Source organism: Bacillus capparidis (assembly GCF_017832095.1).
GTDB lineage: Bacteria > Bacillota > Bacilli > Bacillales > Bacillaceae > Bacillus > Bacillus gobiensis.
Genome location: NZ_JAFDST010000001.1, coordinates 379,439 through 406,029, shown reverse-complemented (window position 1 = coordinate 406,029; position 26,591 = coordinate 379,439). Strand labels below are relative to the sequence as shown.

The following is a 26,591-nucleotide window of genomic DNA, read 5'->3' as shown; positions in this document are numbered from 1 at the left end:
ACGTCAGGTGATGGTTGGAATTTCTCGCTGAGGCAAACAAAAAAAGATACAGACTATAGACAAAGTCTGCATCTCACTTTCATTTTCCCCGAGGAAATTTTATTTCGGCATTTTCGCGTGAATATAAAGCTTTCCTTCAGCAGTTTTCCTCGTTTCATTGCCATAGTCGTCTCTTACAATTACCTCAATTTCAGCTCCAGCTGCTTTAATGGTGTTTGTTGCTGTACAATAGCCTTCATATTTGCCTTCAGAAACCTCCCGTAAAGGAAGCTCGATAGCATTCTGCACTCCTGCTCTGGCATTGGTCAGCGGCATTCGGATGACAAAGGTGGCATCCAAATCTGGTTCACTGTTGAATTCAATTTTTACCGATTCACCAGCCTTTAATTCTTTATCTTCTGTCGGCAGAAGATTCGTGATTTCAGGCTTCGTATATTTTACGTCAATCGTTATATTTTTTGTCACCTTATTGCCTGCTAAATCTTGAGCAACGACTTTGATCGTGTTTGCTCCATTGTTAAGCAGGATTCTTTCTGAGTACCTGCCATCCTCTACAGACGTTTTCTTTCCATTTACTTTTACCCAGTCCAGATTTTCGTCTGCTGCCGTGCCGGTGACGGTTACCGTTTCTCTGTTCAGTTTATCTCCTTCAGACGGGCTTGTAATCGTAAGCTCCGGCTTTGATTGATCCAAGACGATAGTTACCGGCTCGGATGGATCGGTCGTCCCGTTTTCTGCTGAGACTTTAGCCGTTATGACATTTTCTCCATCATTCAGGGTAATTTCTTTAGAGAATGTACCATCTTCTGACGTTTCAACGGAAGCCGCTTCCTCTTCCCCGTTGAAAATCTTGACGGTTGTTCCCGGTGACGAAGTCCCTTCGATGACCGTTTGTCTATGCTTTGTAAACGTTCCGTCTTCAGGCGACGTAATAACCGGCGGAGTCACCTCGTAGTCAACCAATGCCCTAATCATATAGTTCCCTTCTTCAGCAAGAGTTTGTGACCACGAACCGCCAACAAATTGCCAGCTTCGTTCTGATAACGGCCCATTTTCATCCGTTGCTAAACCAGGCGCATCTGGATTTGCCTTAGTCTGAATATATACGAGATAAAAATCGCCTTCTACTATGATGCCTTCTTGAGAAAGGTCAACAGTTGTCCATTCCCCGTTACGCTGTGCTTCGCCAATGACCGGTCCAGCCAGCTTCTTGCCGGGTGCTCCATTCGGCCCTGTTGCATCCCAAACTTCTACGGCGAATTCCGTACCGCCCGGAACCGGCCATTCTGTATCCCAGAATCTGAACAACCCGCCTCTTACAAGGGCTTTATCTTCCCCTTCATTCAAAGACATTTTGACTGCCCATCCATTACCTGCCTCGTAAAATACCTTTGCGTTTTCAGCTGACGCATCATCGTATCCAATTTCACCAGGATAACCGATGAACGGTTCCAATTGAAAATCAAGACTAACGTCTCCTGTAAGATCAGTTGTTGATTCCGAACTGTAAAAACCCGGTGCGGTAATCTTTACTGAGTACGAGCCTTCATATGCTGTCAATGAATATTCTCCGTTTGCATTCGTATGAACCGGTGCCACTTGCGCATCCTCAACCAAATATATCGTGGCGTTTTCAATTGGCTGGCCAGTCGCTTTGTTAGTCACCGTACCAGAGATTGTTCCTTTTGGAAGCTCCTCGAGCACAAAATTTGCTGTTGATGTCCCATCCGCTTCAACCGTAACTGATTGATTACTTGACTCAAATCCGTACGTTTCTGCTTTTAGCGTGTAGTCTCCAGATGCATGAGTTAATTCATAAAGACCAGTACCAGCATTTGAATAAGTTGACTTTCCGGTTTCAAGCACACTGACTTCAGCTCGTAAAGGCAGTATGTTCGGTGCAATCTCTTTCGTCCCACCATTCTTGTCGGAAATTCGGTCAGCCGGTTTAGCTTTTTTCGGATCAACTTGCGGCTCATCTGTTTTTTCCTTTGATGCAGCATCCTGAGCTTTCTCCACAATGCCGATCTGTTTTTTACCTGCCGTACCGATTGAAGTATCCGAAAGCTTGATGTCATCCAAATACCAGCCTTCTTTTAACACACTTCCGTCCGTATGGACATTAAACATCACGCTGATCGTTTGGCCGCTGTATTCTGAAAGATTCACTTCTCCATCTATCCAGCTGGAAGTTCTTCCATTAAAACTGGCCAGCTGCACCCAATTTTCTTCCTCTTCCGGAAGGACATAAATGTATCCATAATCATAATTCGTCTCCAAATCATACCACTGCTTAAATTGGAGGAACAGATTTCCGCTTTCTGGGACTGCAACAGGCGGCATTTGCAAATTCATGTTCGCTGAATTATCGTAAGTACCATCTAAATTGGTTACGTATACTTTCTCACCAGAAACCGCAGTTCCCGGTCCGGATGCCGGTTTACCCCATTCCCAGCTATTATTCGTTCCATAGCTTGTCCAGCCAACAGGACTGTTTACAAAATTCTGTACATACCCTGTCGTTAAAGCTGATAAGATTTGTACATCAAACACTTCTGATTCGACTACATTTTGGCCAAAATCTTTGATGACCCATTTGTATTGCAGAGCCGATCCTCCAAGCGGCGGAATCACCGCATCGTACGTTCCGTTTTTAAAGTCTCCTTCAACTCTGGAAGCTTCGACTGTAGTCCAATCAGTCGTCTCCGTTTTATATGTCAGCTGTACAGAAGTAATGCTGATATTGTCCGCTGCTGTCACTTGAAGGGGGATCTCGGCACCTTCAAACACTTCAGCAGGCGGATTATGATGCAAGACCGGCGCTTCCGTGTCCTCTCCTTCCTTTGTAACCTGACCTTTTATCGTGCCCAACCCTTGCGACAGTGCTGATACAGCATCAAACGCATTCACCAGTCCGTGGCCGTATCCGTTATTAGGAGATTCCGGGAAGGTTCCATCTGTCAATGGCAAAGCCGTATCTATTAGAATTTCTTCCATTTCTTCAACCGTAATGTTTGCATTTACTTGCCTGAGCAAAGCCGCAACAGCAGAAACGTGCGGCCCTGCCATTGAAGTCCCGTTCCATCCGCCTTCATAATTGCTTCCCGGCACAGAAGAACGAATATTTACACCAGGTGCAGAGATATCTGGCTTTAGCTCACCATACGGAGACGGCCCTTGCAGTGAAAAGCTGGCCAGATTGTTGTTGATGTCAGTCGCGCCAGTTGCAAACGATTCCGGATAATTCGCCGGGGTTGCGATCGATCCTGGTCCGCCCGGATTGGTAAGAGTCGTATTTCCAGCAGAAAATTCCGGGAATATTTCAGCAGCTTTCCATGCTTGTACCATTTCTCGATACCACTCATCGAGTCCCGGTCCGCCTCCCCATGAGTTGTTTACTACATCAGGAGCCATTTCAGGATGAGGATTTCCTTCTGCATCTTTAGGTGCAAGAATCCATTCTCCTGCTTCCAGCAAATCAACATCTGTACCGCCATCGGCAGAAAAAGCTTTAACCGCCATCCATTTTGCTCCTGGAGCAACACCGATTTTATTGCTTCCGTCAGGCTCCGATCCGACCATTGTTCCGGTAACATGCGTGCCATGACCAAGATCATCAAATGGGGTCCCTTGTCCGTCCACTGCGTCAAACCAGCTATATTCATGATTCGGGCTATCAGGGGCCGCCGGGTCATATCCTTTGTATTTTTCCTTTAATGCAGGATGATCCCACTGCACACCAGTGTCAATAGAGGCTACGACTGTGCCTGCTCCATCGTAACCAAGATTCCAAGCTGCAGGCGCATAAATTTGATCAATATTCCATTCTACACCTTCAGCTGCAGGTATCGCTTTTTGATCTTCTATTTTAGGAAGCCCGGCATATGACTTTTGCCCGCTCTGATAAAGCTGTCTAGTTTCGTTCGGCAAAATTTTCTCTACCTCCGGCAACGCTGCGATTTTTTCAAGAACGTCTTTTGATGTCTCAACCGCTAACCCGTTAACAATATAGAAGGATTGTATGTGATCTGCCTTTCCGATCTCTTTTTGTTTTTCTAAGTATTTTTTCAGCTCTCTTTGTGTTTCTTCAGCATTTGCTCTTAGTGAGGTCACAACTGCTGACCTTTTTTGGTATTCTGTTTTCGCAGCAGTAAGGGCTCTGCTTTTTGCTTTATTTTCAGCTTCTTGCGCTACTTTTTTTGTATCTACCTGATCTTTCAGCTTAATTAGATAGGTGACTTTATCGTCTTTTTTGAATTGTTCTTCCAGTCTTTTAGATATTTTTCCTGATGCTGAGCTTGCTACAGTTTGCTTAATAGACGTAGAGACAGGTTTTGTTTCTGCAGAAGCTGCATTTGGTAGCACCAATGAGCCAATTATTACGGCAGAAAGGAAAGAACCTATTACTTTCTTTTTTGTCTTACTTAACAAAAAAATCCCCCCTATTAATTTTATCCCCGCAGTAACTCGCCTCCTCCTTTCTAAATAGGACTGTATGTCCAATCTAAAGCTGATAAATCTAATGTAAAGAAATTACATTGTGAAAAATGTCGCAACATGTCATAATATTTAGAATTTAAAGAAAATAAATCGAATGACATATGGTTGTTTGGCAAGAAATAGCAATATATACATAGAAAAGCATCGTACTTTTAAAATTACTAAGCATATCAGGGTGTATATTTAAAAGGACTATATTCCTTTTAAATACTCTCATCATGAAAATTGATTCAAAGGTTCGACTTGAATTTTACTAATTATCTAAAAGATGACTCATTCGCGAAAAAAATAGGTAAAATTCTCCTCATATTAAAACTTTAATTTTATATAAATAATCGGACATTCGTTCTGCTTAATCCTAATTACCCAAATATGAATAGACAAAAAAACAGCTTTCAGTGAAAACTGCTTCATTCATAAAAAAAAGACAAAACCAGTTTGGTTTTGTCTTTTCAATTTAGCCTCTTTTATTTCTGTTCCGTAAAAACGTTGGAATATCAAGAGTATCCTCTGAGGGCTGTGCAGGTCGCTGCTGACCGGTATTTTGCTGTTCCTCACGTTTGGGCTCTCTTTTTTGCGTATTATTTTGTGTAGGTTGTTTTAATCCTTGTGAAAATGGCCTTTGCTGCGGCTTGGTCAAATCTTGCTCTTGTTCGATAAAGCCGGTCGCAATGACCGTCACAACGATTTCATCTTTGAGATTTTCGTTAATGACCGAGCCGAAAATCATATTTACATCCTGATCTGAAGCCGATGCGACGATATCAGCTGCTTCCTGAACCTCGTATAGGCTTAGATTTGTTCCACCTGTAATATTCATGATTACGCCTTGGGCTCCATCAATTGCCGTTTCAAGCAGCGGGCTGGAGATGGCTTTTTTCGCCGCTTCTGCCGCACGACTTTCTCCAGTTGCCACTCCAATTCCCATTAACGCCGATCCTTTATTGGACATAATTGTTTTTACATCGGCAAAATCAAGGTTAATCAGGCCGGGAGTAGCTATAAGGTCAGAAATCCCCTGAACCCCTTGTCGAAGAACCGTATCCGCTTCACGGAATGCCTCAAGCATTGGTGTATTTTTGTCGACGATCTCAAGCAGTCTGTCATTATGAATCACAATCAATGTATCTACCGCTTCTTTCATCGAAGTAATACCGCCTGCTGCCTGCATCTGGCGTTTTCTTCCTTCAAAGGTGAATGGCCTTGTGACTACACCAACTGTCAGTGCGCCAAGATCCTTGGCAACTTGCGCAATGACCGGTGCGGCTCCGGTACCCGTGCCTCCGCCCATACCGGCAGTGACAAACACCATATCTGCACCTCTTAGAGCTTCCTCGATCTGTTCTCTGCTTTCTTCAGCTGCTTTTTTCCCCACGTCTGGATTTGCACCCGCTCCAAGCCCTCTAGTCAGCTTGGCGCCAATTTGCATTTTCGTTTCAGCTTTTGATAGGTTAAGCGCTTGGGCGTCTGTATTGACAGCAATGAAATCGACACCTTGTACTTCATTTTCAATCATTCGATTGACAGCGTTATTGCCGCCTCCCCCTACTCCGATTACTTTAATTGAAGCAAGGCCGTCTATGTTTGTTTCAAACTCCAACATGCTAATCCTCCTAATCCGTCAAAATGAATGGTATCTATTCCCAAAAGAAATTAAATAGTTTTTTCATTTTGCTTTCTTGTTTTTCTTTTTTGGGTTTTTGTTGCCTTTTCTTCGGTGCAGAAAATTCTTCTTGATGGGATGCAGCTACTTCCTGGACAGCCTCTGAAGGCATTTTAAATCCGACTTTTCTCCCTTGAATTTTGGCATTTGAACAAGCAAATTGAATCAAACCAACCGCAGTCATATACTGAGGCTCCCTGACGCCAATATAGTTAGGGCTTGCCAAGCGGACATTGCTGCTGAACATTTCTTTAGCCAGATCCAAGACTCCGGTCAAACCTGCTGTTCCGCCTGTTAATACAAAACCGCCAGGCAAGTCGCGAATCCCCATTCTTACTAATTCCTCTGCCGCAAATTGCAATATTTCTTCTACCCTTGCTTCTATGATAGCTGCGATTTCAGACTGTTTAAAGGTTTGCTTCTGATCCGTTCCGATGACGGAAACTTCAAATTCTTCCTCGGGAGAAGATCCGGCATAATAGGCGTGTCCGTACTGTTTTTTTATTCTTTCGGCTTCCTCCGTTGAGGTCCTAAGTCCGATTGATAGGTCCTTTGTTATATTTTCCCCGCCTAAAGGAACGACTTTGGTAGCTAAGAGATGTCCGTTTTCAAAAACAGCAATCGTACTAGAACCGCCGCCAATATCAATTAATGCGACACCGAGATTTTTTTCATCGGTTGATAAGGCTACAGACCCGGCAGCTAGCGGCTGTAAACAAATATCGGTAATTTCAACTCCAGCCCGTTCGACACAGCGAAGTAAATTATGTAAAATAGTTTTCGATCCAGTAATCAGTGTGCCTTCTACCTCTAGCCTGACACCTAGCATTTTTTTCGGATCAGTAATTTCGTCCCTGCCATCCACTATAAACTGTCTCGGTATGACATCAACGATAATTTGCTCATTTGGTATGGACACTACTTGAGCTGCTTCCATTACCCTGCGGACGTCTTCCGTATGGATTTCTTTGTTCTCACTGGAAACCGCTACGACTCCATTCGTATCCTGTATGTGGATGTAGTTGCCATTCACGCCTACAATCGCTTTTTTTAACGAAAATCCGACCATTCTTTCGGCTTGTTCAAACGCCTTTTTGATTGAACGAACAGTTTGATCTATGTCAACGATTGATCCTTTCTTCAAACCTTCTGAAGGCACGTTTCCAACACCAATTATATTTAAGGAGTCATCTGTCATTTCACCGACAATAACTTTAATGGTGGATGTACCGATGTCAAGACTTACGTAAAGTTCATTGTTGTTCAATCTGGGGCACCTCCTATTCATTCAATCAATTTCTATTCTATTATTTGATGAACAACAATACAATGAATCTGCCGTTACAACTGTGTAACAAACACATCGTTTACTTATGTTTTTTTAAAGGTTATATCAAATATTCGTTATATTCTATCTATTTCCTTTTTTATCACACTATTTTTTCGTTTTTTCTCGGGAGGCTGTCCATTTTGAAAGCAAGATCCTTCGAATGACAGCAATATTTTGAAATAGCCTTACACCAAATGCAAACATTGCAACTATGTATAAGTCTACACCAATATGAACTCCTAGAAAAGCCAAACCTATAGCGAGTATGATGTTAAAAAAGAATCCAGAAACAAAAACCAGCTCATCATAGGAATCTTGTAAATTTGCCCTTATCCCCCCAAGCAAAGTATCCAATGCAGCAAGTATCGCTAAAGAAAGGTAGCTTGAATACTCACTCGGTATCGAAATATTCGTAATAAAACCTATCACAATTCCCAACAGCAACGCTAAAATCGGCAGCCACATTAAGATTTTCCTCCGTCTTCTTCGGTCAATGGTTCAAGGTACCGGACGTTTATGGAATCCTCAAAAGCTTTTATTTCCACCGATTTTTCGGGTTTTTCGACTTGAAGGTCTAGATTTTCACCGGCAAAAAGATCATCAAGATCAGACGCTGTTACTCTGCTATATAATTTATCGGCATTTTTCCCTATTACTTTCATAATTAAGGGATATTCATTGATACTTATTCCATCAATCTTCGTAATGCCGTTAATATCCCGGATGACGGACGTATTGATAATTCTTTGATCATTGATTGAAATTTCTTCCGCCTCATAGGAATTTAGCTCATTGATCAATTTCTTCAACAGGTCTGGCGGCGGACTTGTGACCGCCTCCCCGGTCCATTCGTCTGAAAACAGCGGCGAAATTGTAATGATTATGCCATTTCCAGTAACCTCTGCCATGCCTGACTTCTCTTTCAAATTTTTCAATGTATGCAAAATGGCTTGTTCCTGGCTGGCTTGTTCTTCTTTTTGGTAGGTCGAAAGTAATTCATCATATTTTGATATTTCCGAAAGCATATCAAGCTGGCTTTGCTGCGCCTCATTTAAATCCTGCCGAATTTCCCATTCATCTCTCGTATCACGGACATGTTGTTCTTGCGAGTGATTCAGCCTTAACGAAAGCATAAAGCCAAATACCGCAAAAAGTATACTAAAGCTGATCATCCTGTTTTTGTTTTTCATTTTCCCACCATCTTACCATTCTTCATTCCGCATTTTCCAGCAATGGCTCTATTTTTATGTTGTCTTTTTCCTCTAAGTTAAACGTCACATGATCTTGGTTCAGCTGATCCAGCACTCCTCCGGAAATATTTAATGCAGGAATTAATACATCTGGATCTCCAATTGCAGTGATCGTAAACGGTGCGGGATGCTGGTGCCCGTCCACTGTGACTACAGGGCCATTACAGCGGATGTATGATTGATGTGTGATCCTTTGTCCATTAATAGCAATAGCTTCAGCGCCGGAAATCAGCATTTCATTGATCACATGAAATAAATGGCTTTCGTGTACAATGTAATTGTTCACATTTTCGCCTTCAGGAATATAGGAAGCATCTTCAAGAGTTACTTGGACCCCTTTCCCCTTTACCCCTATTTCTCCAACATACATCCGGTATTTTTCAACATCTTCAAGAAGGTTATAGTATACTTTTTTTTCTGATTTAAGCTTCTCTTCTGCTGCTTGTACCTTTGATTTCTTTTCATTCAGCTCTTTTTCAAGTTCTTTATTTTGTTTTTCCTGGCTGATTAGCTCATTACGCAAAGAGTATTCTTCTCTCCATAATTCAGAGGTTTCGGCCTGTTTGTTTTTCTCTCTAGCAAACTGGTATGAATACGAAATCATTATTCCCAGGATAAGCATTGCCAGTGAAAGAATGACAGTTTTACCTTTCAACGTTCATCGTCCTTTTTCTTTCGTTTCTTCCTTTTTTGGGGGAAATTCCTCAAAGTATGTTGCAACTTCCATATGGATAATCCCTTTGGCTCCGTCATCAATTTCTTTGACAATGTCCGGGTAGCTTTTCATTTTATTTGAGAATGTTTTTAAAGAAGCAGAGACAATAAAACCGTCGTTCATATAAAGCGTCATATGAGATGGATCAGATTCGGACGGTGTATAATAGATTTCTGAAATGGAGCGATTGATTGATTCAGGGAGCTTAATTAGCTGCTCTGCCAGTTGTTTGCGCTTCTCATTATCAGTCCAATCCATTAATATCGGCATTCCTTCTTTCGGAAGCCCTCCCTCAGGTAATACCGTTCCGTTTTCCAGTACCGGGAAATATTGTTCCTCTTTCTCTAAATATGCAATACTCTTATATTCTTCGATCCGAATCTGAATTTTATTAGGTAGAATTTTAGAAACTTCAACTGTTTTTATCAGCTTATTCGTTTCAATATTTTTTTCTGTTTCCGCTTGATTCAGGCTCCAAAATTCAGTGGATCCGTTCTGAATGCTGGATTCAGTCTCAATTGTTTTTGTTGGCACATTTTTATTTCCAGATATCTCAATCGTAGAAACCTTGCTGATTGGGGTTTGGAAATAAACAATAAGCAATACCATCAAAAAAAACAATAGAATAAAAGTAATCAGGCGCCTGTTCGTTTTTTGTTTTCTTTGTTCTTTAATTTTCGGAATTCGTTTATCGATATGAACAACTTTTTCCTGTTCGTTGTCATATTTCATGCCTGTTTCACCTCAAGATTCGTGAGACAATAAAAGAAATAAAACTCGCCTCAAGGCGAGCCTATCATAGGCAAAGCTAAAGGGGTTTTCTCTTAAACCTAATGCCAGTAAAATCGTGCCAAACTGTTTTTCAATTACTTTCAGTATAGCACACGTCTAAGAGATCGAAAGTACTTTTTGTCTTTAAAAGTTTTAAAGGGTCAAGTCCCCCATCTCTAAGCGAAGACGGGAAATTCCAATCAGGTGGAGAAGAGTCTCCACCAGGTTCCCCGAGGTTACAGCTTGCTTAAAAAAGAGTTCAATTATTCGTTCCGATGATTTCTACTTCTGTATGCAGATCGATATTGTACTGATCCTTTATTGTTTTCTTTACGTGATTGATTAAAGAAAGCACGTCTGCGGCAGTTGCTTGACCCGCATTGACGATAAAGTTTCCGTGCATCTCAGAAATTTTGGCACCGCCAATTTGGTAACCTTTCAATCCTGCATTCTCGACCAGCTTGCCGGCATGCTCTGGAAGCGGGTTTCTGAAGATGCTGCCGGCGCAAGGCTGGGACCATGGCTGGGTTTCTTTTCGATACGTTTTGTTATTTTGCATTTGTTGAACGATATCTTCCCGGTTATCTTTTCTCAATTGCAAAACGGCTTCAAGACAGATTCCTGGTCGTTTGTTTTGCAATACGGAAGTTCGGTAGGAAAATTGCATTTCCTCGTTAGAGAGCCACGCATCAGAACCGTCCTCAAATAAGATGTGTGCTTTGCGAAGGATTTTGCTGAAATCTGATCCATGTGCACCAGCATTCATGTAAACCGCACCGCCGACTGAACCCGGAATTCCTGCTGCGAATTCAAGTCCTGACAGACCTTCTTTGCTGATCATTGTCGCCAGCCGAACGACAGAAAAACCTCCGCCAACCGTAATTTGGTCATCATCGATTTCGAGATTATCCATGCCTTCACCCAGTTTAATGACGGCTCCGCGTATTCCTTCATCTCCCACCAAAAGGTTTGAGCCTCTGCCGATCACCGTCCAAGGCACCTGATGTTTCTTTACCATGTCCATCACAGCTTTCAACTGCTTAATCCCGTCAGGTATGATGAGAAGATCAGCAGGACCGCCGATTTTTATCGTCGTATGCTTTGATAATGGCTCCTGTAATAAGAGTTTACCTACTTCAAGTTCATGTAATTCTTTTCTGATGTTTTCCATAGCAGCCTCCCCGTTAATTATTGCTACCTTTTCTTGCCGTGTAATTCATCTAATAGCTGATATAGGCGTAAAGCGGCATCTGGCACCCCAAGTGCTTTCGCTTCATCAGCCATCTTCTTTCTTTTCTGATCATTTTCCATCACCTCATCAAGCGCGCCGATCAAGCTATTCCCATCGAGTTCCGATTCTTTGATCACGATGGCAGCTTGATTGTCAGAGAGCGCTTTGGCATTAACCTCCTGGTGATTTGCCGTCACATAAGGACTCGGTATTAGTATACTCGGGAGCCCAAGCGCAGTTACTTCTGCTATTGTTGTCGCTCCCGCTCTAGAAATGATTAAATCAATTTTCTTTAAGAATTCCGGCATTTTATGTAAGAAAGGGAGAGCAATCATATTGTCTGCTTGTCCTATTTTCTCAAGCTCCGCTTTCACCTTGTCAAAATGAACTTCTCCTGAAACATAAAGCACCTGATAATTTTTCTTTTTTAATTCAGGCTGCATCTCGACAACCGCTTTGTTAATCGCAGCTGCTCCCCTGCTGCCGCCAAAAATAAGCGCCGTTTTTTTTGCGCGCTCAAGCCCCAGGCTTTCAAGAGACTGCCCTTCCTTCACTGAGACGGCTTCAGACCCTCTGGGGTTTCCGGTAAATGCGACTTTTTCTTTTGGAAAGAAGTCCCGTGCTTCCTCAAAGCATATCGCCACTTTGTCAACGTATCTTGATAAAAATTTGTTGGTTAAGCCCGGAAGACTGTTTTGTTCATGGATGATCGTTGGAATACCAAGCTTAGAGGCTGCATAAACAACCGGACCGCATACATAGCCGCCTGTCCCGATCACCGCATCTGGCTTAAACTCCTTCAAATACTTTTTGCTCATTCTTACTCCCTTTAAAAAGCGGATGATCGTTTTCACATTTTCAAAGCTAAGCTTTCTTTTAAAACCGGTAATTTCGATAGATTGGAATGGAATGTTTTCACGCTTTACAATGTTCTTTTCCAAACCGTTTTCTGTTCCTATGTATAAAAACTCAACATCCGGATGCTGTCTTTTTACCTCTTTTATAAAAGCGAGTGCAGGGTAAATGTGCCCCCCTGTTCCTCCTCCGCTGACAACAATTTTCATCATGTTTCCTCCCCACAAAAAATGGCAACCCTGCGAATACAGGGTTGGCTTTTTTCTTAATATCTCGAGTACCTGCTGACGTTTAACAGCACTCCGACAGCCATTAGCATAAGAGTGAGCGATGATCCTCCATAGCTTAAAAAAGGCAGCGTTATTCCTGTTACCGGAATCAAGCCGGTGACAACAGCGATATTAATCATTACTTGAATCGCAACCATGGAGATTATGCCGATGGCGATAAAGCTTCCGTATAAATCCGGAGCGCCTAAAGCGATACGCACACCCCTCCATAAGAGAAGACTGAATAACAGAAGGATAAGCGACCCGCCGATAAAACCCAGTTCTTCTGATAAAATGGCGAAAATAAAATCTGTTTGCGGCTCAGGCAGGTAAAAGAACTTTTGCCTGCTTTGGCCAAGCCCCATACCAAATAATCCACCGGGACCTATTGCATACAATGACTGAATGATTTGAAATCCGCTTTCAAGCGGGTCCTCCCACGGATTGAGGTAGGACGTAATTCGCGCAATACGGTATGGTGCGGATAAAACCAAGGCGGCAAATCCACATAAACCAAGAATGCCAAGATAAACGAAGTGGGCGATGCGCGCACCGGAAACAAAAATCATCACGATGCACGTTCCGACCATAACCGTTCCTGTTCCAAGATCGGGCTGAAGCATGATGAGGGCAAATGCCGAAAAAACAATTCCTAGTGAGGGAAGAAACCCTTTTTTAAAGGAGGTGATCTTCTTTTGATTTTCAGATAAAAACTTAGCTAAAAAGGCAATCATCGCCAGCTTCATAAATTCGGACGGCTGAATGCTGAATGCGCCTACGCCGATCCAGCTTCGCGAACCGTTCCGTTCCATGCCGATCCCCGGAACCAATACAGCCAAAAGCAGAAAAAAACAAATGATCAATAGCAGTTTCGCTCTCGATCTCCATGTCCAATACTCAACATTCATCAGAATAAACATAGCGACAATGCCGATCCCGGCAAACAAGAGCTGCCTCTTGGCAAAAAAGAAGGAATCATCAAATTTGTACGTCGCCCAAACAGCGCTTGCGCTGTATACCATGATTAATCCTATCGTTAATAAGAGCAGAGTAATAATAACCAATAGAAAGTCCGGAGAGGTCTTTTTTGTAGTCAACAACCGAACACCCCAAGCATTTAATTTGGGCTGTCCTAAAGGATAGACAAACCCTTATTTAAGCATATGCACGGCTGATATAAACATGTCTCCCCGATCTTCAAAACTTTTAAACTGGTCCCAGCTTGCACAAGCGGGAGAGAGCAAAATAATATCATTTGCTTCAGAAAGTTTATACGCCTCTAATACTGCTTGTTCAACATTATCGACACGTTTGATCTGATGTATTCCTAATTCTCTCCCAAGCTTTTGAAATTTTCCGGCAGTTTGTCCAAATGTAACAATCGTTTTCACATTGCCCATGTGCTCTTTTAATCCGTCTAGCTCGTTTCCCCGGTCGAGACCGCCTGCTAAAAGGATAACCGGCTGCTTAAAGGCATCAAGTGCTTTGCTTGTCGCCAAAAGATTCGTCGCCTTACTGTCATTGTAAAATTTTCTGCCATTGAATTCTGCCACGTATTGAAGCCGGTGCTTCACTCCGGAAAATGTGGTTAATACCTCTCGGATGGCTTCATTCGAAACGCCAGCTTGTTTTACAGCACAAATGGCGGCAAGAATATTTTCGAGGTTGTGCGCCCCGGGTAGAACGACATCTTTTCGTTCAATAATTGGGTTTTGATTAAAATAGATCGTTTCGTTTTTTATACAAGCTCCGTTTTCGATTTGCTGGGTCAAAGAAAAATAGACTTTTTTGCCCGATGAAGCTTCAGCTAAGCGGCAGACGGTTTCATCGTCTGCATTGATAATAGCAGTATCATCTTTCAGCTGATTTTTATAAACGGCCTGCTTCGCCTGCTCGTAAGACTGACGCGTGTGATGGTAATCAAGGTGCGCATCGACAACATTTAATATAATGCCGATATTTGCCCTGAACGTTTTCGTTCCCATCAGCTGAAAAGATGAAAGCTCAGTCACTATCCAATCGTCTTTCTCCGCATGGGCAGCTACTTCACATGCAACTGTACCGATATTCCCGGCAATTTTCGCTTGTTTATGATCGGCTTTTAACATTTCATATATAAGGGTCGTCGTTGTCGTCTTGCCATTTGACCCGGTAATTCCAATAAACCTGGCCTCGGTTAATAAGTACGCCAGCTCGATTTCCGTCCAAATCGGGATATTTCGTTTTAACGCTTCTTGGACCATTACATTTTCATAAGGAATTCCAGGATTTTTTATTAATAGATCAAAGGAATTCGTGTCAAACAATGAAATTGGATGATCACCGCATATTACTTCAAATCCTGCTTCCTGCAGCTTTTGTGCAGCATAATTCTCCTTAAAAGGCTGCTTATCGTTTACAACGACATTCGCTCCATTCTGATGAAGAAGCTTTGCAGCTGCGAAACCGCTTTTGGCAAGACCAAGAACAAGGATTGTTTTCTTTTCAAACCATTTTTTTGTTTCCACTTATAACCACACCTCAATGTAAATTCCTAAGGCTGCGAAGAGGAGGCCTGTAGCCCAAAAGGTGGTAACGACTCTCCACTCTGACCAGCCGGAAAGCTCATAATGGTGGTGCAGCGGACTCATTTTAAAAACTCTCTTTCCCGTCGTTTTAAAGGAAATGACTTGAATAATAACAGACAGTGTCTCAATCACGAAAATCCCGCCGATGATGACAAGCAGAAATTCTAATTTGGTTAATATGCTGACTGCAACGATTGCTCCTCCTAATGCAAGCGAACCCGTATCTCCCATAAACACTTTCGCCGGATGGGCATTAAATACGAGAAATCCAAGCACCGCTCCCGCTACGGCAACTGAAAAAATGGCAACCTCGAATTGTGACTGATTCCATGCCAAAATAGCAAAGGCTCCAAAAGCGATCGCCGCTGTGCCTGATAACAGCCCGTCGAGTCCGTCAGTCAAATTCACTGCGTTCGACCCTCCGACAAGCATGAATAAAATGAGAAGGATGTAAGCCCACCCTAAATCAAATTCAAAATCTGTTCCAGGAATTCTCAATGCTGTAGAAAGATCCATCTGGAGTAAGAAAATATAGAAAATAACGGCTATAATCACTTGTCCTAAGAGCTTTTGTTTAGATGTTAAGCCAAGATTTCTCTTCATGACAACTTTGATGTAATCATCCAAAAAGCCCAGCAATCCGTAGCCTAATGTCACAAAAAGCAATAAATAGACTTCCAGCCCGATTTCAGAAAACTTCAAGGTCATGGCGATAGTGGTAACCACAATCGAAGCAATGATCATGATACCTCCCATCGTCGGTGTTCCTGTTTTTTTCATATGACTCTGTGGCCCTTCTTCTCTAATGCTTTGGCCAAATTTCAGCCTTCGCAAAAACGGAATAAAAACAGGCGACAATAAAGCACTAATTAAAAAGCCCATTATGATGGTAAACAAAATGACCTGCTCAAGCATAGTTCATTCCACCTCCCATTCGAGAAGCACATTGTTGTATAAGTATTTTTTTTTGCCAAAGTATCGTTCGTACGTTCATTTCCTAACAACTCTTTTCTATCAATCATGTCATATCCTAATGAAGGGAGGTTATTTTTGTTTATTTAACTCCATGATGGCTTTTTCGGCCACCTTTAAATCATCAAATTCATAAACTTTGTCTTGGATCAGCTGATAAGTTTCATGCCCTTTGCCGGCGATAAGGACAGTATCGCCTTTTTTAGCATTCGCAATGGCAAAGAAAATCGCTTTTTCACGATTGCTGATGCTGTGGTAATAAGCGCCGGGAACACCATCCTCCATGTCTTTTAGAATGGCTAACGGATCTTCGCTTCTCGGATTATCCGACGTAAAGATCGCTTCATCAGCAAGTGAAACAGCTATTTGCGCCATTTTTGGGCGCTTCGTTTTATCTCTGTCTCCTCCACAGCCAACGACAACAGAAAGCTTGCTCTCTGTCATACCTTTGCAGGTTTTTAATACATTTTCGAGACTGTCAGGCGTATGGGCGTAATCCACAATGACTGAAAAATCTTGGCCGGCAATGACAGGTTCAAACCTGCCTCTGACTCCCTCAAGCTTTTCAATGCCGCTTACGGTATCATCAAAGGACACACCCGCTGCAAGGCAAGCCGCCGCCGCTGCCAGTACATTGTACACATTAAACCGGCCCAAAAGCGGAATCGTAACGTTTTTTGAGCCTGCATACGTTTTTAAATGAAATGTAGTTCCATTAGGAGAAAATTCAATTTGTTCAGCCATAACGTCTGCCTGCTCATTTAAGCTATACGTCAACAGCCGAGCTGAAGTAATCTTAGAAAAATAGGAAGCTGCCGGATCATCGATGTTTATTACGGCCCACTTCGGCTTATTATAATCAAAAGAATTCCCCAGCTGCGAAAACAGCAGGCCCTTCGCGTGCATGTATTCTGCAATTGTCTTATGGTAGTCAAGATGATCTTGGGTTAAATTTGTAAATACAGCAACGTCATAGTCGCAGCCTCTGACTCTTCCCATATCCAATGCATGAGAGGATACTTCCATAATCGCTGAATCAACTTCAAGATCAACCATTTTTTTAAATGTCTTTTGTAAGGTGATGCTTTCAGGTGTCGTGTTTTTCGTATCGAAGGTTTCATTGTTCATTTTTGTATACATCGTTCCGATTAACCCAGTTTTTTTTCCTGCATTCTCTAAAATTCTCTCAATCATGTGGGTAGTCGATGTCTTCCCGTTTGTACCCGTTACGCCAATCAGCTGCAAATGGTGTGTAGGCTGCCCGTAAAAAGCATCTGAGAGAATCGCCATCGCTCGTTTCGTATCATTAACGACAATTACAGGAACATTAAGTGATAAAGGCTTTTCAGCAAGGATGGCCGCAGCTCCCTTTTCAACTGCGCTTTTTGCAAAGTCATGTCCATCAACTGTAAAACCGTTTATGCAAATAAAAAGACTTCCTTTTTCCACCTCTCTGGAGTCCATCTCCAATGAGGTAATCTCAGGGTTTTCGCTTATGTCTTTTGCTTCATGTTGATTATCCATAAGGAACTTAAGAAGCTCTTTCAATCTCATTCTATCAAACCTCTCAGGCATTTATAAAAAATAAGGAAAAAAGCATTATTTCCAGTGATCCATGATATATTTTAGCGTAAAATGATCGATTCATCCACACCAATAATTATATGTACTAGGGCAGACTGCCTATCACGTTCGCAGACTGCCTGCAAATCCTCGTTTACTCATCACTTAAAAATAAGCGAATCGTAGAACCCTCCTTCACCTTTGTGCCGGGCTTAGGAGATTGCTGTACAACTTTATTTCCGCTTCCGGAAACATCTACTTGAAGATTTACCATAAGCTGTTCAAGCTCTTCTAATGACAACCCTATAACGTTCGGCACTTCTACAAGTTTTGTGTCCAGCCACTTGTATTCTTTTTCAATCTGATTCTTTCTTTGTTTTACTCCCAATTGAGGAAGACTGTCTCTCATGATGTTCCCAACAATCGGAGCTGCAACGGTTCCGCCAAATTGGACTGTGCCCTTAGGATTGTCCACCGCTACATAAACGACAACGGCAGGATCATCCGCGGGAGCAAAGCCTATAAAAGAAACGATATGGTTATTTTTTAAATATTTTCCGTCTTTCACCTTTTGAGCCGTTCCTGTTTTTCCTCCCACCCGGTATCCTTCCACGAATGCGTTTCTTCCAGTTCCTTGGGCAACTACGCTTTCAAGCGCAAAACGGATTTCCTTTGACGTTTCTTCTGAAATTACTTGCTTTTTGGCCATCGGGGCTTGTTTTTTCACCGTTTTTTTCGTTACCGGATCCACCCACTCTTTGGCTATGTACGGCGTATATAAGGTGCCCCCGTTAATTGCTGCGGAAACGGCGGCCACTTGTTGAATTGGGGTGACGGAAACCCCTTGGCCAAAGGCAGTTGTTGCCTGCTCTACAGGTCCGACTCGATCAAGCGGAAAGAGGATCCCTCTTCCTTCCCCCTGCAGATCTATCCCTGTTTTTTTTCCAAATCCAAAACCATTAATATATTTGAACAATTCATTTTTGCCCAGCCGGGTTCCTAGCTCTACAAAGCCTGGGTTACATGAATTTTGCACGACTTCAAGGAACGATTGGTGGCCGTGGCCTCCTTTTTTCCAGCACCTCAGCCTTGCTCCGTCTACCTCAGTATACCCTCTGTCATAAAAATGATCTTTACCTAGATTCACTTTGTTCTCTTCTAATGCTGCTGCAAGAGTAATAATTTTAAACGTAGAACCGGGCTCATATGTGCTCCAAACTGGTAAATTACGATTATAAATTTTCGGATCAACCGTTTTATAGTTAGCAGGATCAAAGTCCGGCCGGCTTGCCATCGCTAAAATTTCACCGTTTTTCGGATTCATGGCCACGGCTACGATCCCATCCGGATTATATTTTGCTTCTGCATTGTCCAATTCTCTTTCAACAATCGTCTGTACCTTCGAATCTATTGTCAGCTTTAGATCAAGTCCGTCTTCTGGAGGAGTAAAATCATCGGCTTCGCCAGGCATTCGCTTTCCTTTAGCATCAGAATAAAATTGCACAGACCCTTTCGTTCCTTTTAAATCATCGTCATAAAAGGCTTCCAGACCAAGCAGTCCCTGGTTGTCGATTCCCGCAAACCCAAGAACGTGGGAAAGGTAACTCCCAAACGGATAGTGACGGATGCTGTCTTCTGCGATATAGACGCCCTTTAACCCTAAATCTCTCACTTCCGTTGCTTTTTCATGGGAAATCTTTCTGCCTTCCGGACTAATTCTTTCTATTGAGATTTTTTTCGTTAGGTGCTTATAGGCCTTTTCTTCGGACATATTTAAAACAGCCGCAAGCTTTTTGCTTGCTTTAACAGGATCCTCAATTTGTCTGGGAACGACTAAAATCGAAGGTGCACTTTGGTTCGTTGCCAATTTTACTCCATTCCGATCCAGGATCTCTCCTCGCTCCGGCTCAAAAGGCAGATTCCGGCTCCAGGAATCCTTCGCTTTATTCGTCAGCTCTTCTCCCATTAGAAATTGGACAAATCCAAGTCTGGCATCAATAATCAAAAACGCTACAAAGCCAAACAGCAAAATCATAAACAAACGCTTTCTGACGGTTACATTAGAGACACGCAAGAGTACGTTCACTCCTTCTTTAGGCTTGTTTCATAGTATGCCTGCAAGAAGTGATATAGAACGCGTTATCCCGCCAGCTCGGTTGTTTAAAAAGAAAGCTTAATGCGAAAGAGCCGCATTAAGCTTTCCCCAGAATCTACTTCGTAAATTCGATTTTCACCGTAGATTTTCCATTAATCTCTTTTCCAGCTTTTACGCTTTGCTTCGTCGCAAATCCCTGCCCGTTCAGCTCAAAATGAATCCCGGACAAACTGGAGTAATTCAACACATCTCTTCGTGACCAGCCTGTCATATCAGGCATTTTAACCGGTCCATCGGATGTCAGAAAAACTTTTTCTTTAGCGATTATGCCGGTTTCCGGACTCGGAGATTGCTTATGAACCGCTGTGCCGTCACCAATTATGACCGGTGTGAATCCTTCATCTTTAACTTGCTTTTCAGCCGTCTGCATTCTCATTCCGGTAAAATCAGTCAAAGCATAGGACTCTTCTTTTTCAACTGGTTTTTCCTGCTCAGCATTTTCTTTCGGTTTAATATTTAAGTAATGGAGGCCGTTCTCCATCACCGGTTTAAAAATGGAAGACACCGGAGCTGATCCTGATTCTGTAGCCTTTAATTTCGGCTGCTGCACTGCCACATAAACGACAAGCTCGGGATCATCCTTTGGCGCCATGCCGAGAAAAGAGAAAATATAGTTTTCATGTCCGGTTAACAGCTTTCCATCATCACCGGCAAGCTGAGCTGTCCCCGTTTTACCCGCGATGTCAAAGCCGTCAATTTTGTATGGTTTTCCAGTTCCGTTTTTAGAAGTGACGACTTTTTCCAATATGTCGCGGACTTGTTTTGCCGTATCAGCAGAGATTGGCTGTCCTGCTGATTTCGGACTGTTTTGCAGGACCGTTTTATCTTTATTGTTGGGATCGGTAATATGATCAATCACATAAGGCTTCATCATCTTACCGTTGTTCGCGATCGCTGTAGCTGCCTGAAGCTGTTGGATAGGGGTGATGGCTGAGCCCTGTCCGAATGAATTTGTCACTTTTTCAATGTCATATTTGAAATTGATCGTGCTCTCAGCCTCACCTGGCATGTCAACCCCTGTTTTATCGTAAAAATGGAACTTGCGCAAATATTGGTTAAAGCGATTGGCACCAAGTTTTTCGTTGGCCAGAATGGCAAATGCCACATTTGACGACCGCTCGACCCCTTCTTGAAAGTTAATTTCGCCCCAGCCTTTACCGTTATTATGGTCACCGATTTCCGACTTTCCTACTTTGTAGGTTCCCGAATGATACTTTTCTGCAGCGTTAAAGACGCCTTCTTCCACTGCAGCGGCCAAGGTGAATATTTTCATCGTGGAACCCGGTTCAAACGGATAAGAAACGATATCATTGTAATAGTTCGTTATATCCCGTTTATTTGGGTCAAAGCTAGGCCTTTGACCGACAGCTAAAATTTCACCTGTTTTCGGATTCATTACGGCTGCCATTATTTTTTTCGGCTCGTATTTTTTTGCAGCCTCTGACATACTGTCTTCAAGAACCGTTTGCAGTTTTTTATCAATCGTTAAATGTACATCTTTTCCATTTTCAGGAGGAGTAATTTTATCCTTGCTGTTCGGAAGCTTCCAGCCGGCTCGATCACTTTCATAAGACACAAATCCATCTTTTTTCACAAGATAATTGTTCAAGTTCTTTTCCAGCCCCATGACGCCTGTCATTTGCTTTAGCTCATTGTTATACGTTGAATAACCGATTAAGCTGCTTGCAAACATTCCATTAGGATAATAGCGTTTAGAATCCCTGGTAAAGGCGATGCCCGGGAGCTCAAGCTTTTCAATTTCTTCTTTTTTTTCAATAGAAATGTCCCGGCCGGCCCTTCCAAACTCCACTTGATCTCTTCCTTCTTTATTCAGGATGTCAAGTATTTCACCCTCATCCATTTCCAAAATAGGGGCGAGCTCCTTAGCGGTCTTTGCTTTATCTTGCACGTGCTTTGGATGATTAATATCCGTCGTCATATCTTTGTCCAAAACCGCTATGATTGTATAGGAAGGGGCGTCTTCAGCGATCGCTTCTCCGTTTCGATCAAGGATTGATCCCCGCTGCCCCGAGATCGTCCGTCCTTTTTCGTATTGTTCGTGAGCTTTTGCAGCCAGTACTTCCCCCTCAACTTTCCCTGTCGCCTGTATATATGCAAATCTAGAAAAAATGACAAAGAAAAAGAGGGCAAAACAAATACTAAGTATTGCAGCTCCTCTGTTCATAAATCGATTTTTAGTTGGCATAAGCATCAATCCCGTACGTTTTTCACTTTTTTATCCTGTAAATTCAATCCGTGCTTTTTGGCGATTTTCATGATCCGTTCAGGCATCATCAAATCCTTTCTTTCCGTTTCTAAATCTTCAATCTCAATGGATTCAGTAGACACCAGTTCTTCAAGCTTTTGAACTTCCAGGTTCGTTTCATATGCCGCAAAGGCTTTGTTAATAATGAAAATAGAGACACTGAGAACGGCCAGCACAAAGAGAACGATTAAGACCTTTTCTCCTAATGTGATGGATGCCCTTCGTTTGATTACAACCGTTTGTTCGTATTGTTGAGAACGTTCTTGCTGTTTCTCTACGTTATAGGCTAAATTACTCATACTCTGTACCTCCTTATTTATAAGCGGCTTGTGAAAGCTGCAACGGTTAACATTTTTCTGCAATTCTGAGCTTGGCAGAACGGGCTCGGTTGTTTTCCTCCAGCTCCTGAATAGATGCAGTAATTGGTTTTCTTGTCACTAGTTTAATTTTCGGCTCGTATCCTTCCGGAATTACGGGAAGCCCATGCGGAAGATCTGGCATAGAGGACAAGTTTTTAAAAGTCGATTTGCATATCCGGTCCTCAAGAGAGTGAAAGGTAATCACTGAGATCCTTCCTCCAGGCTTAAGAACATCGACCGCCTGCTCGAGTGCTTCTTCAAATGCCTTTAACTCATCATTAACGGCAATTCGGATGGCTTGAAAAATCCTCTTAGCCGGATGCCCCCCTTTCCTCCTGGCAGGTGCGGGAATCACATCTTTAATAATCTCAACTAGTTCTCCTGTCGTTTCGATCGTTTTTTGTTCGCGATAGGATTCAATTTTTCTGGCGATTTGCTTGCTGAATTTTTCTTCCCCATATCGAAAGAAAATTTTGGCCAATTGGTCAAAGCTCCACTCATTAACGACATGCTTGGCAGTAAATTCTGCTGATTGATCCATTCTCATATCGAGAGGTGCATCGTAATGATAGCTGAAGCCTCTTTCCGGCGTGTCCAGCTGAGGAGAAGAAACTCCCAGATCAAACAAAATGCCGTCCACGCTATCAATTCCTATTTCGTTTAGTTTTGTTTTTAAATAGCGAAAATTGCTTTTAATCAGCACAACCTCTCCCAACTGATCAGAGAGTACTGCTTTCGCATGCTTAAGTGCCGCGTCATCCTGATCAAAAGCAATCAGTTTCCCCTCTTCCGACAACTGTGACAGGATGTATGTACTATGTCCTGCGCCACCGAGTGTGCAATCTACATATGTGCCGTTTTTCTTTACATTCAAACCGTCTACGGTCTCTTTTAGCAATACTGTTTTATGTTGAAACATGCTGTTTATTACCACCTTTTTCAAATCGATTGGAAACGCGAGTTTTTCACACAAGGATTCATTATATATCAAATCCGATCATATTTTCAGCGATTTCAGCAAATGAATCCTCTTGGTTCTCTATATATTGTTCCCAAACATTTTTACTCCACAATTCAATTCGATTTGAAACGCCGATAACTGTACAATCTTTTTCAAGCTTTGCATAGGACAAAAGCGAGGTTGGTATGTTTATTCTTCCTTGCTTGTCCAATTCACACTCAACGGCACCGGAGAAAAAAAAGCGGGTAAACGCGCGGGCGTCTTTTTTTGTAAGCGGGAGAGCTTTTAATTTTTCTTCAATGACCTTCCATTCATTAAGGGGATAGCCAAATAAGCATTGATCAAGTCCTCTAGTTAAAACGAACTGCTCTCCAAGTCCTTCCCTGAACTTGGCGGGAATGATCATGCGGCCTTTTGTATCAATCGAGTGCTGATATTCCCCCATAAACATGGATGCTCAAACCCCACTTCCTCACCTATACTCCCCACTATCCACCACTTCTCTCCACAACTTTATTTTACACTCTTTTTGCATAAAAAAAAACCCTGAAATAGCAAGGGTTTTTTAAAACTTTATTTCAAAGTTTGACAACGTTATGCTTGTTTTGAAAAGAAAATGGCAGACTTTTGAATCTTTTGATAAAATCTGGCCCGTACTTGTTTAAATAATACATGATGTTCCAAATTCTTTCCTGAAGCGAAGAGTCCGGGCACAAACTCGTTTGGATTCTGTCGAAATCACGCAATACACGATCTTCTCTTCTTTTAACGCTTTTCTTTACGGAATGGTCTAAGAAATCTAGCTGCTGCTGAATGAATGCAGCGTTTTTCTTTACTACTCCTTCCAGGCTGTTGTCAATTTGCAGCGCTTCGTACCGCAGACGCGAATGAATCGATTCTATTTCTGTTTTTGCCTGCAGCAGAGAGGCTTCGAAGTCTTCAGGAATACGATCTGTAAAATAGCGATTCTTCCATCTTTCCACACCATTTTCGATTACATCTGAAAGCTCCAGGTTTCTTTCAAGCAGTTTTGTATCGATATGGCGTTCCAAAATCGATATATTCAACCTAGGAACGAGCGGCGCCATCTTAAAATCCATGATGTGAAATATGCGTTTAAGCTCTGCCCAATAAGACAGTTCACCCGGCCCTGCGATAAATGCGAGTGTAGGCAAAAGAAATTCCTGCATCAACGGGCGAGTTACTACATTATTGCTGAATGCTTCAGGGGTCTCTTTGATTACTTGGATTAATTCATCCTCAGACCATTCTATCCCTAAATCATGAATGGTGTAGTTTCCATTTGATTTTCGAATTAAAAACCTTTCACCATCGAATTCATAAAATAGATTGGCATGCTTCTCTTGATAATCGATGACGTTCGAATATCCCGCTTTAGCAATATCTTCTTGCTGTGCTTCAAGTGCATCTGCAAGGTCATCATTTTTCTCTAGAAGTTCTTGAAAAAATTCTGTCTCTAGCTTTCTAAGCCCGGGATCCCCGGAATTAAGCAGAAGCAAACCATCTTCCTGAAACAAATTTGCGATAATTTGCTCGAAAAATTCAACATACGTATCTGAACAGTCCAAACATCGATATAATTCTTCCATTAGGCTCAATGTATATTCGGTTTCACCATATGTTTTAAATACTTCATCGATCCAGTCTTTGCATTTTCTTTTATCGAGCAATGTCCTCGAAGCACATGATTTCTTTACTTGATTCTGAGAAAGCTTCTTTTTAGATAATCTCCCATTTTCAGCTGTGAACACATGATTTATTTCTTCTATGTCATGATCTTCTCCGGCAACCCAGAATAGAGGAATCACAGGTACTTGCAGTTGTTCTTCCTTCTCTTTTGCCAAAACGATAATGCTTATTACTTTATGTATGGTATAAAGCGGCCCGGTAAGCAATCCTGCCTGCTGGCCACCGACAATCATTACGCTATTTGGATTTCTGATTTTTTCAATGGAGAGGTTCATTTCATCAGATTTGAATTTTTTATGATATTCAAGTAAATAATCAGCCAGTGTATCTCTGGAGAACGTTCGAAAAGAAAGATCATTTAACCTGTCTTCCCATACACGATCATTCGTCATATCATAATCAAAAAAATTCAATACGTCTTTTTTTCCCTCTATGTAGTCTCGTACAAAAGGATTTTTACTTTGTATGGAAAGTGCAGTAAGCTGCATGCGGAACTTCCTTTCTCATAAAAAAATAGTTAGATTTCCGAAATGAGTATAGCACGGAAAATAAAAAATAGAAAAAAGTTTGCTTAAGAAGGTTCAGCTGCTTTTATGCTTGCAAACAGAAATGATAAGTGCGGAACGACTTTCCCCTTCGCATTTGCTTCATTTATCAGGTAACCGAGAATAGCATCGATTTCTGTTTTTCGGCCATTCAGCAAATCCGCCCGCATCGAGGACGTATTTTCTGCTGTTTTTTCACAAACGGCAAGAACCTTCTTCCAAGAGGATTCAACTTCATGCACTTGAAGGACACTCACAGCCTCATTAAATATTTGCTCCATAAACGCTAGATAAGCAGGATTAGCCAAAAGCTCGCAATTCTTTACATTTAGTAATGCTGTCATTGGATTAATGCAAGCATTGATGAGCAATTTCTCAATAAGAATCTGGCGCCAGTTGTCTGAGAAAACAAACGGAAAGCTTTCATGAGTCTTCGCAAGCTCTTTTGCCAGCATGTATTTATCGCAAGCGCTGTAAGCTCCCCACCTCACGCAGCCGTTACCAGTATGTATGATATGGGCTGCATCCATTTTTACCACGCCATGCTCAACGATCCCGACATATACCTCCTTTGATTGTGAAATATTTCCCATAAAGGAGAGATGCCCCATGCCGTTTTGCAAAAATAAAAAACGATCGCAGTTTAAGGTTTCAATCGTATTGCGAACCGAATGCAGCTGATTTTGCTTGACTGTTACCAGACATAAATCAAATGCTTCTTCACTTTTATGAGCAGCATGTACCTTTCTGGTTTCTTCTTTTCCGTCTTTGCTTATAGTAATCCCATGCATGTTTAGGATTTCCGCTTGTTTTTGACTTCTTGTAATAACTGTAATTGTATGTGCCTGCGATAAATAAAATGCAGTAAGAAGACCGACAGCTCCACCGCCCAATACAGCCAGTTTCAAT

At 42.1% G+C, this 26,591-nt stretch carries 20 protein-coding genes; all 20 read right to left on the bottom strand.

The window, feature by feature from the left end:
* Window positions 1-99: 99 nt before the first annotated feature.
* The 20 genes from JOC74_RS02010 to JOC74_RS01915 all read right to left on the bottom strand — a co-directional run bounded on the left by JOC74_RS02010 (window position 100) and on the right by JOC74_RS01915 (window position 26,590).
* On the bottom strand, window positions 100-4,431 hold the full coding sequence (locus tag JOC74_RS02010; RefSeq protein ID WP_098945197.1) for a S8 family peptidase: 4,332 nt from the start codon (window positions 4,429-4,431) through the stop codon (window positions 100-102).
* A 526-nt stretch (window positions 4,432-4,957) separates the two neighbouring features.
* Window positions 4,958-6,103, bottom strand: a complete 1,146-nt coding sequence (gene ftsZ, locus JOC74_RS02005) for a cell division protein FtsZ (protein WP_053602725.1) — start codon at window positions 6,101-6,103, stop codon at window positions 4,958-4,960.
* 34 nt (window positions 6,104-6,137) lie between these two features.
* Window positions 6,138-7,430, bottom strand: coding sequence for a cell division protein FtsA (gene ftsA, locus JOC74_RS02000; RefSeq protein ID WP_053602724.1), 1,293 nt, complete (start codon window positions 7,428-7,430; stop codon window positions 6,138-6,140).
* Window positions 7,431-7,598: 168 nt separating this feature from the next.
* On the bottom strand, window positions 7,599-7,958 hold the full coding sequence (locus JOC74_RS01995) for a small basic family protein (protein WP_053602723.1): 360 nt from the start codon (window positions 7,956-7,958) through the stop codon (window positions 7,599-7,601).
* Window positions 7,958-8,683, bottom strand: coding sequence for a DUF881 domain-containing protein (locus JOC74_RS01990; protein ID WP_053602722.1), 726 nt, complete (start codon window positions 8,681-8,683; stop codon window positions 7,958-7,960). The genes JOC74_RS01995 and JOC74_RS01990 overlap by 1 nt, the downstream gene beginning before the upstream one ends.
* A 22-nt stretch (window positions 8,684-8,705) precedes the next feature.
* Window positions 8,706-9,398 (bottom strand): DUF881 domain-containing protein, encoded by a 693-nt coding sequence (locus tag JOC74_RS01985; protein WP_053602721.1) that lies wholly within the window; start codon window positions 9,396-9,398, stop codon window positions 8,706-8,708.
* A gap of 3 nt (window positions 9,399-9,401) precedes the next feature.
* Complete coding sequence (locus JOC74_RS01980; RefSeq protein ID WP_053602720.1) at window positions 9,402-10,190, bottom strand: cell division protein FtsQ/DivIB; 789 nt, start codon at window positions 10,188-10,190, stop codon at window positions 9,402-9,404.
* A gap of 298 nt (window positions 10,191-10,488) precedes the next feature.
* Window positions 10,489-11,400, bottom strand: a complete 912-nt coding sequence (murB, locus tag JOC74_RS01975) for a UDP-N-acetylmuramate dehydrogenase (RefSeq protein WP_053602719.1) — start codon at window positions 11,398-11,400, stop codon at window positions 10,489-10,491.
* 23 nt (window positions 11,401-11,423) lie between these two features.
* Window positions 11,424-12,524 carry an undecaprenyldiphospho-muramoylpentapeptide beta-N-acetylglucosaminyltransferase gene (murG, locus tag JOC74_RS01970; RefSeq protein WP_053602718.1) on the bottom strand — a complete coding sequence of 367 codons (1,101 nt, stop codon included), beginning with the start codon at window positions 12,522-12,524 and terminating at the stop codon, window positions 11,424-11,426.
* A gap of 56 nt (window positions 12,525-12,580) precedes the next feature.
* Window positions 12,581-13,681 carry a stage V sporulation protein E gene (spoVE, locus tag JOC74_RS01965; protein WP_053602717.1) on the bottom strand — a complete coding sequence of 367 codons (1,101 nt, stop codon included), beginning with the start codon at window positions 13,679-13,681 and terminating at the stop codon, window positions 12,581-12,583.
* Between the two features lie 54 nt (window positions 13,682-13,735).
* A complete protein-coding gene (murD, locus tag JOC74_RS01960) occupies window positions 13,736-15,091 on the bottom strand; it encodes a UDP-N-acetylmuramoyl-L-alanine--D-glutamate ligase (RefSeq protein WP_053602716.1) in 1,356 nt (451 codons plus the stop codon).
* Window positions 15,092-16,066 carry a phospho-N-acetylmuramoyl-pentapeptide-transferase gene (gene mraY / locus JOC74_RS01955; RefSeq protein WP_053602715.1) on the bottom strand — a complete coding sequence of 325 codons (975 nt, stop codon included), beginning with the start codon at window positions 16,064-16,066 and terminating at the stop codon, window positions 15,092-15,094.
* Between the two features lie 129 nt (window positions 16,067-16,195).
* A complete protein-coding gene (locus JOC74_RS01950) occupies window positions 16,196-17,677 on the bottom strand; it encodes a UDP-N-acetylmuramoyl-L-alanyl-D-glutamate--2,6-diaminopimelate ligase (protein WP_053602714.1) in 1,482 nt (493 codons plus the stop codon).
* 163 nt (window positions 17,678-17,840) lie between these two features.
* Window positions 17,841-19,760 (bottom strand): stage V sporulation protein D, encoded by a 1,920-nt coding sequence (locus JOC74_RS01945; RefSeq protein ID WP_053602713.1) that lies wholly within the window; start codon window positions 19,758-19,760, stop codon window positions 17,841-17,843.
* A 136-nt stretch (window positions 19,761-19,896) separates the two neighbouring features.
* Window positions 19,897-22,047: a penicillin-binding protein gene (locus JOC74_RS01940; protein WP_053605984.1), complete on the bottom strand. Its 2,151-nt coding sequence runs from the start codon at window positions 22,045-22,047 to the stop codon at window positions 19,897-19,899.
* 5 nt (window positions 22,048-22,052) lie between these two features.
* Window positions 22,053-22,406 carry a cell division protein FtsL gene (gene ftsL / locus JOC74_RS01935; protein WP_053602712.1) on the bottom strand — a complete coding sequence of 118 codons (354 nt, stop codon included), beginning with the start codon at window positions 22,404-22,406 and terminating at the stop codon, window positions 22,053-22,055.
* A 46-nt stretch (window positions 22,407-22,452) separates the two neighbouring features.
* Window positions 22,453-23,385, bottom strand: a complete 933-nt coding sequence (rsmH, locus tag JOC74_RS01930; RefSeq protein WP_053602711.1) for a 16S rRNA (cytosine(1402)-N(4))-methyltransferase RsmH — start codon at window positions 23,383-23,385, stop codon at window positions 22,453-22,455.
* A 61-nt stretch (window positions 23,386-23,446) separates the two neighbouring features.
* Window positions 23,447-23,878, bottom strand: coding sequence for a division/cell wall cluster transcriptional repressor MraZ (mraZ, locus tag JOC74_RS01925; protein WP_211086029.1), 432 nt, complete (start codon window positions 23,876-23,878; stop codon window positions 23,447-23,449).
* A 127-nt stretch (window positions 23,879-24,005) separates the two neighbouring features.
* Window positions 24,006-25,625, bottom strand: coding sequence for a bacillithiol biosynthesis cysteine-adding enzyme BshC (bshC, locus tag JOC74_RS01920; protein WP_053602710.1), 1,620 nt, complete (start codon window positions 25,623-25,625; stop codon window positions 24,006-24,008).
* Between the two features lie 83 nt (window positions 25,626-25,708).
* The gene (locus JOC74_RS01915) at window positions 25,709-26,590 is read right to left on the bottom strand and encodes a 2-dehydropantoate 2-reductase (RefSeq protein WP_053602709.1); all 882 of its coding nucleotides are present in this window, start codon (window positions 26,588-26,590) and stop codon (window positions 25,709-25,711) included.
* Between the last annotated feature and the right edge of the window lies 1 nt (window position 26,591).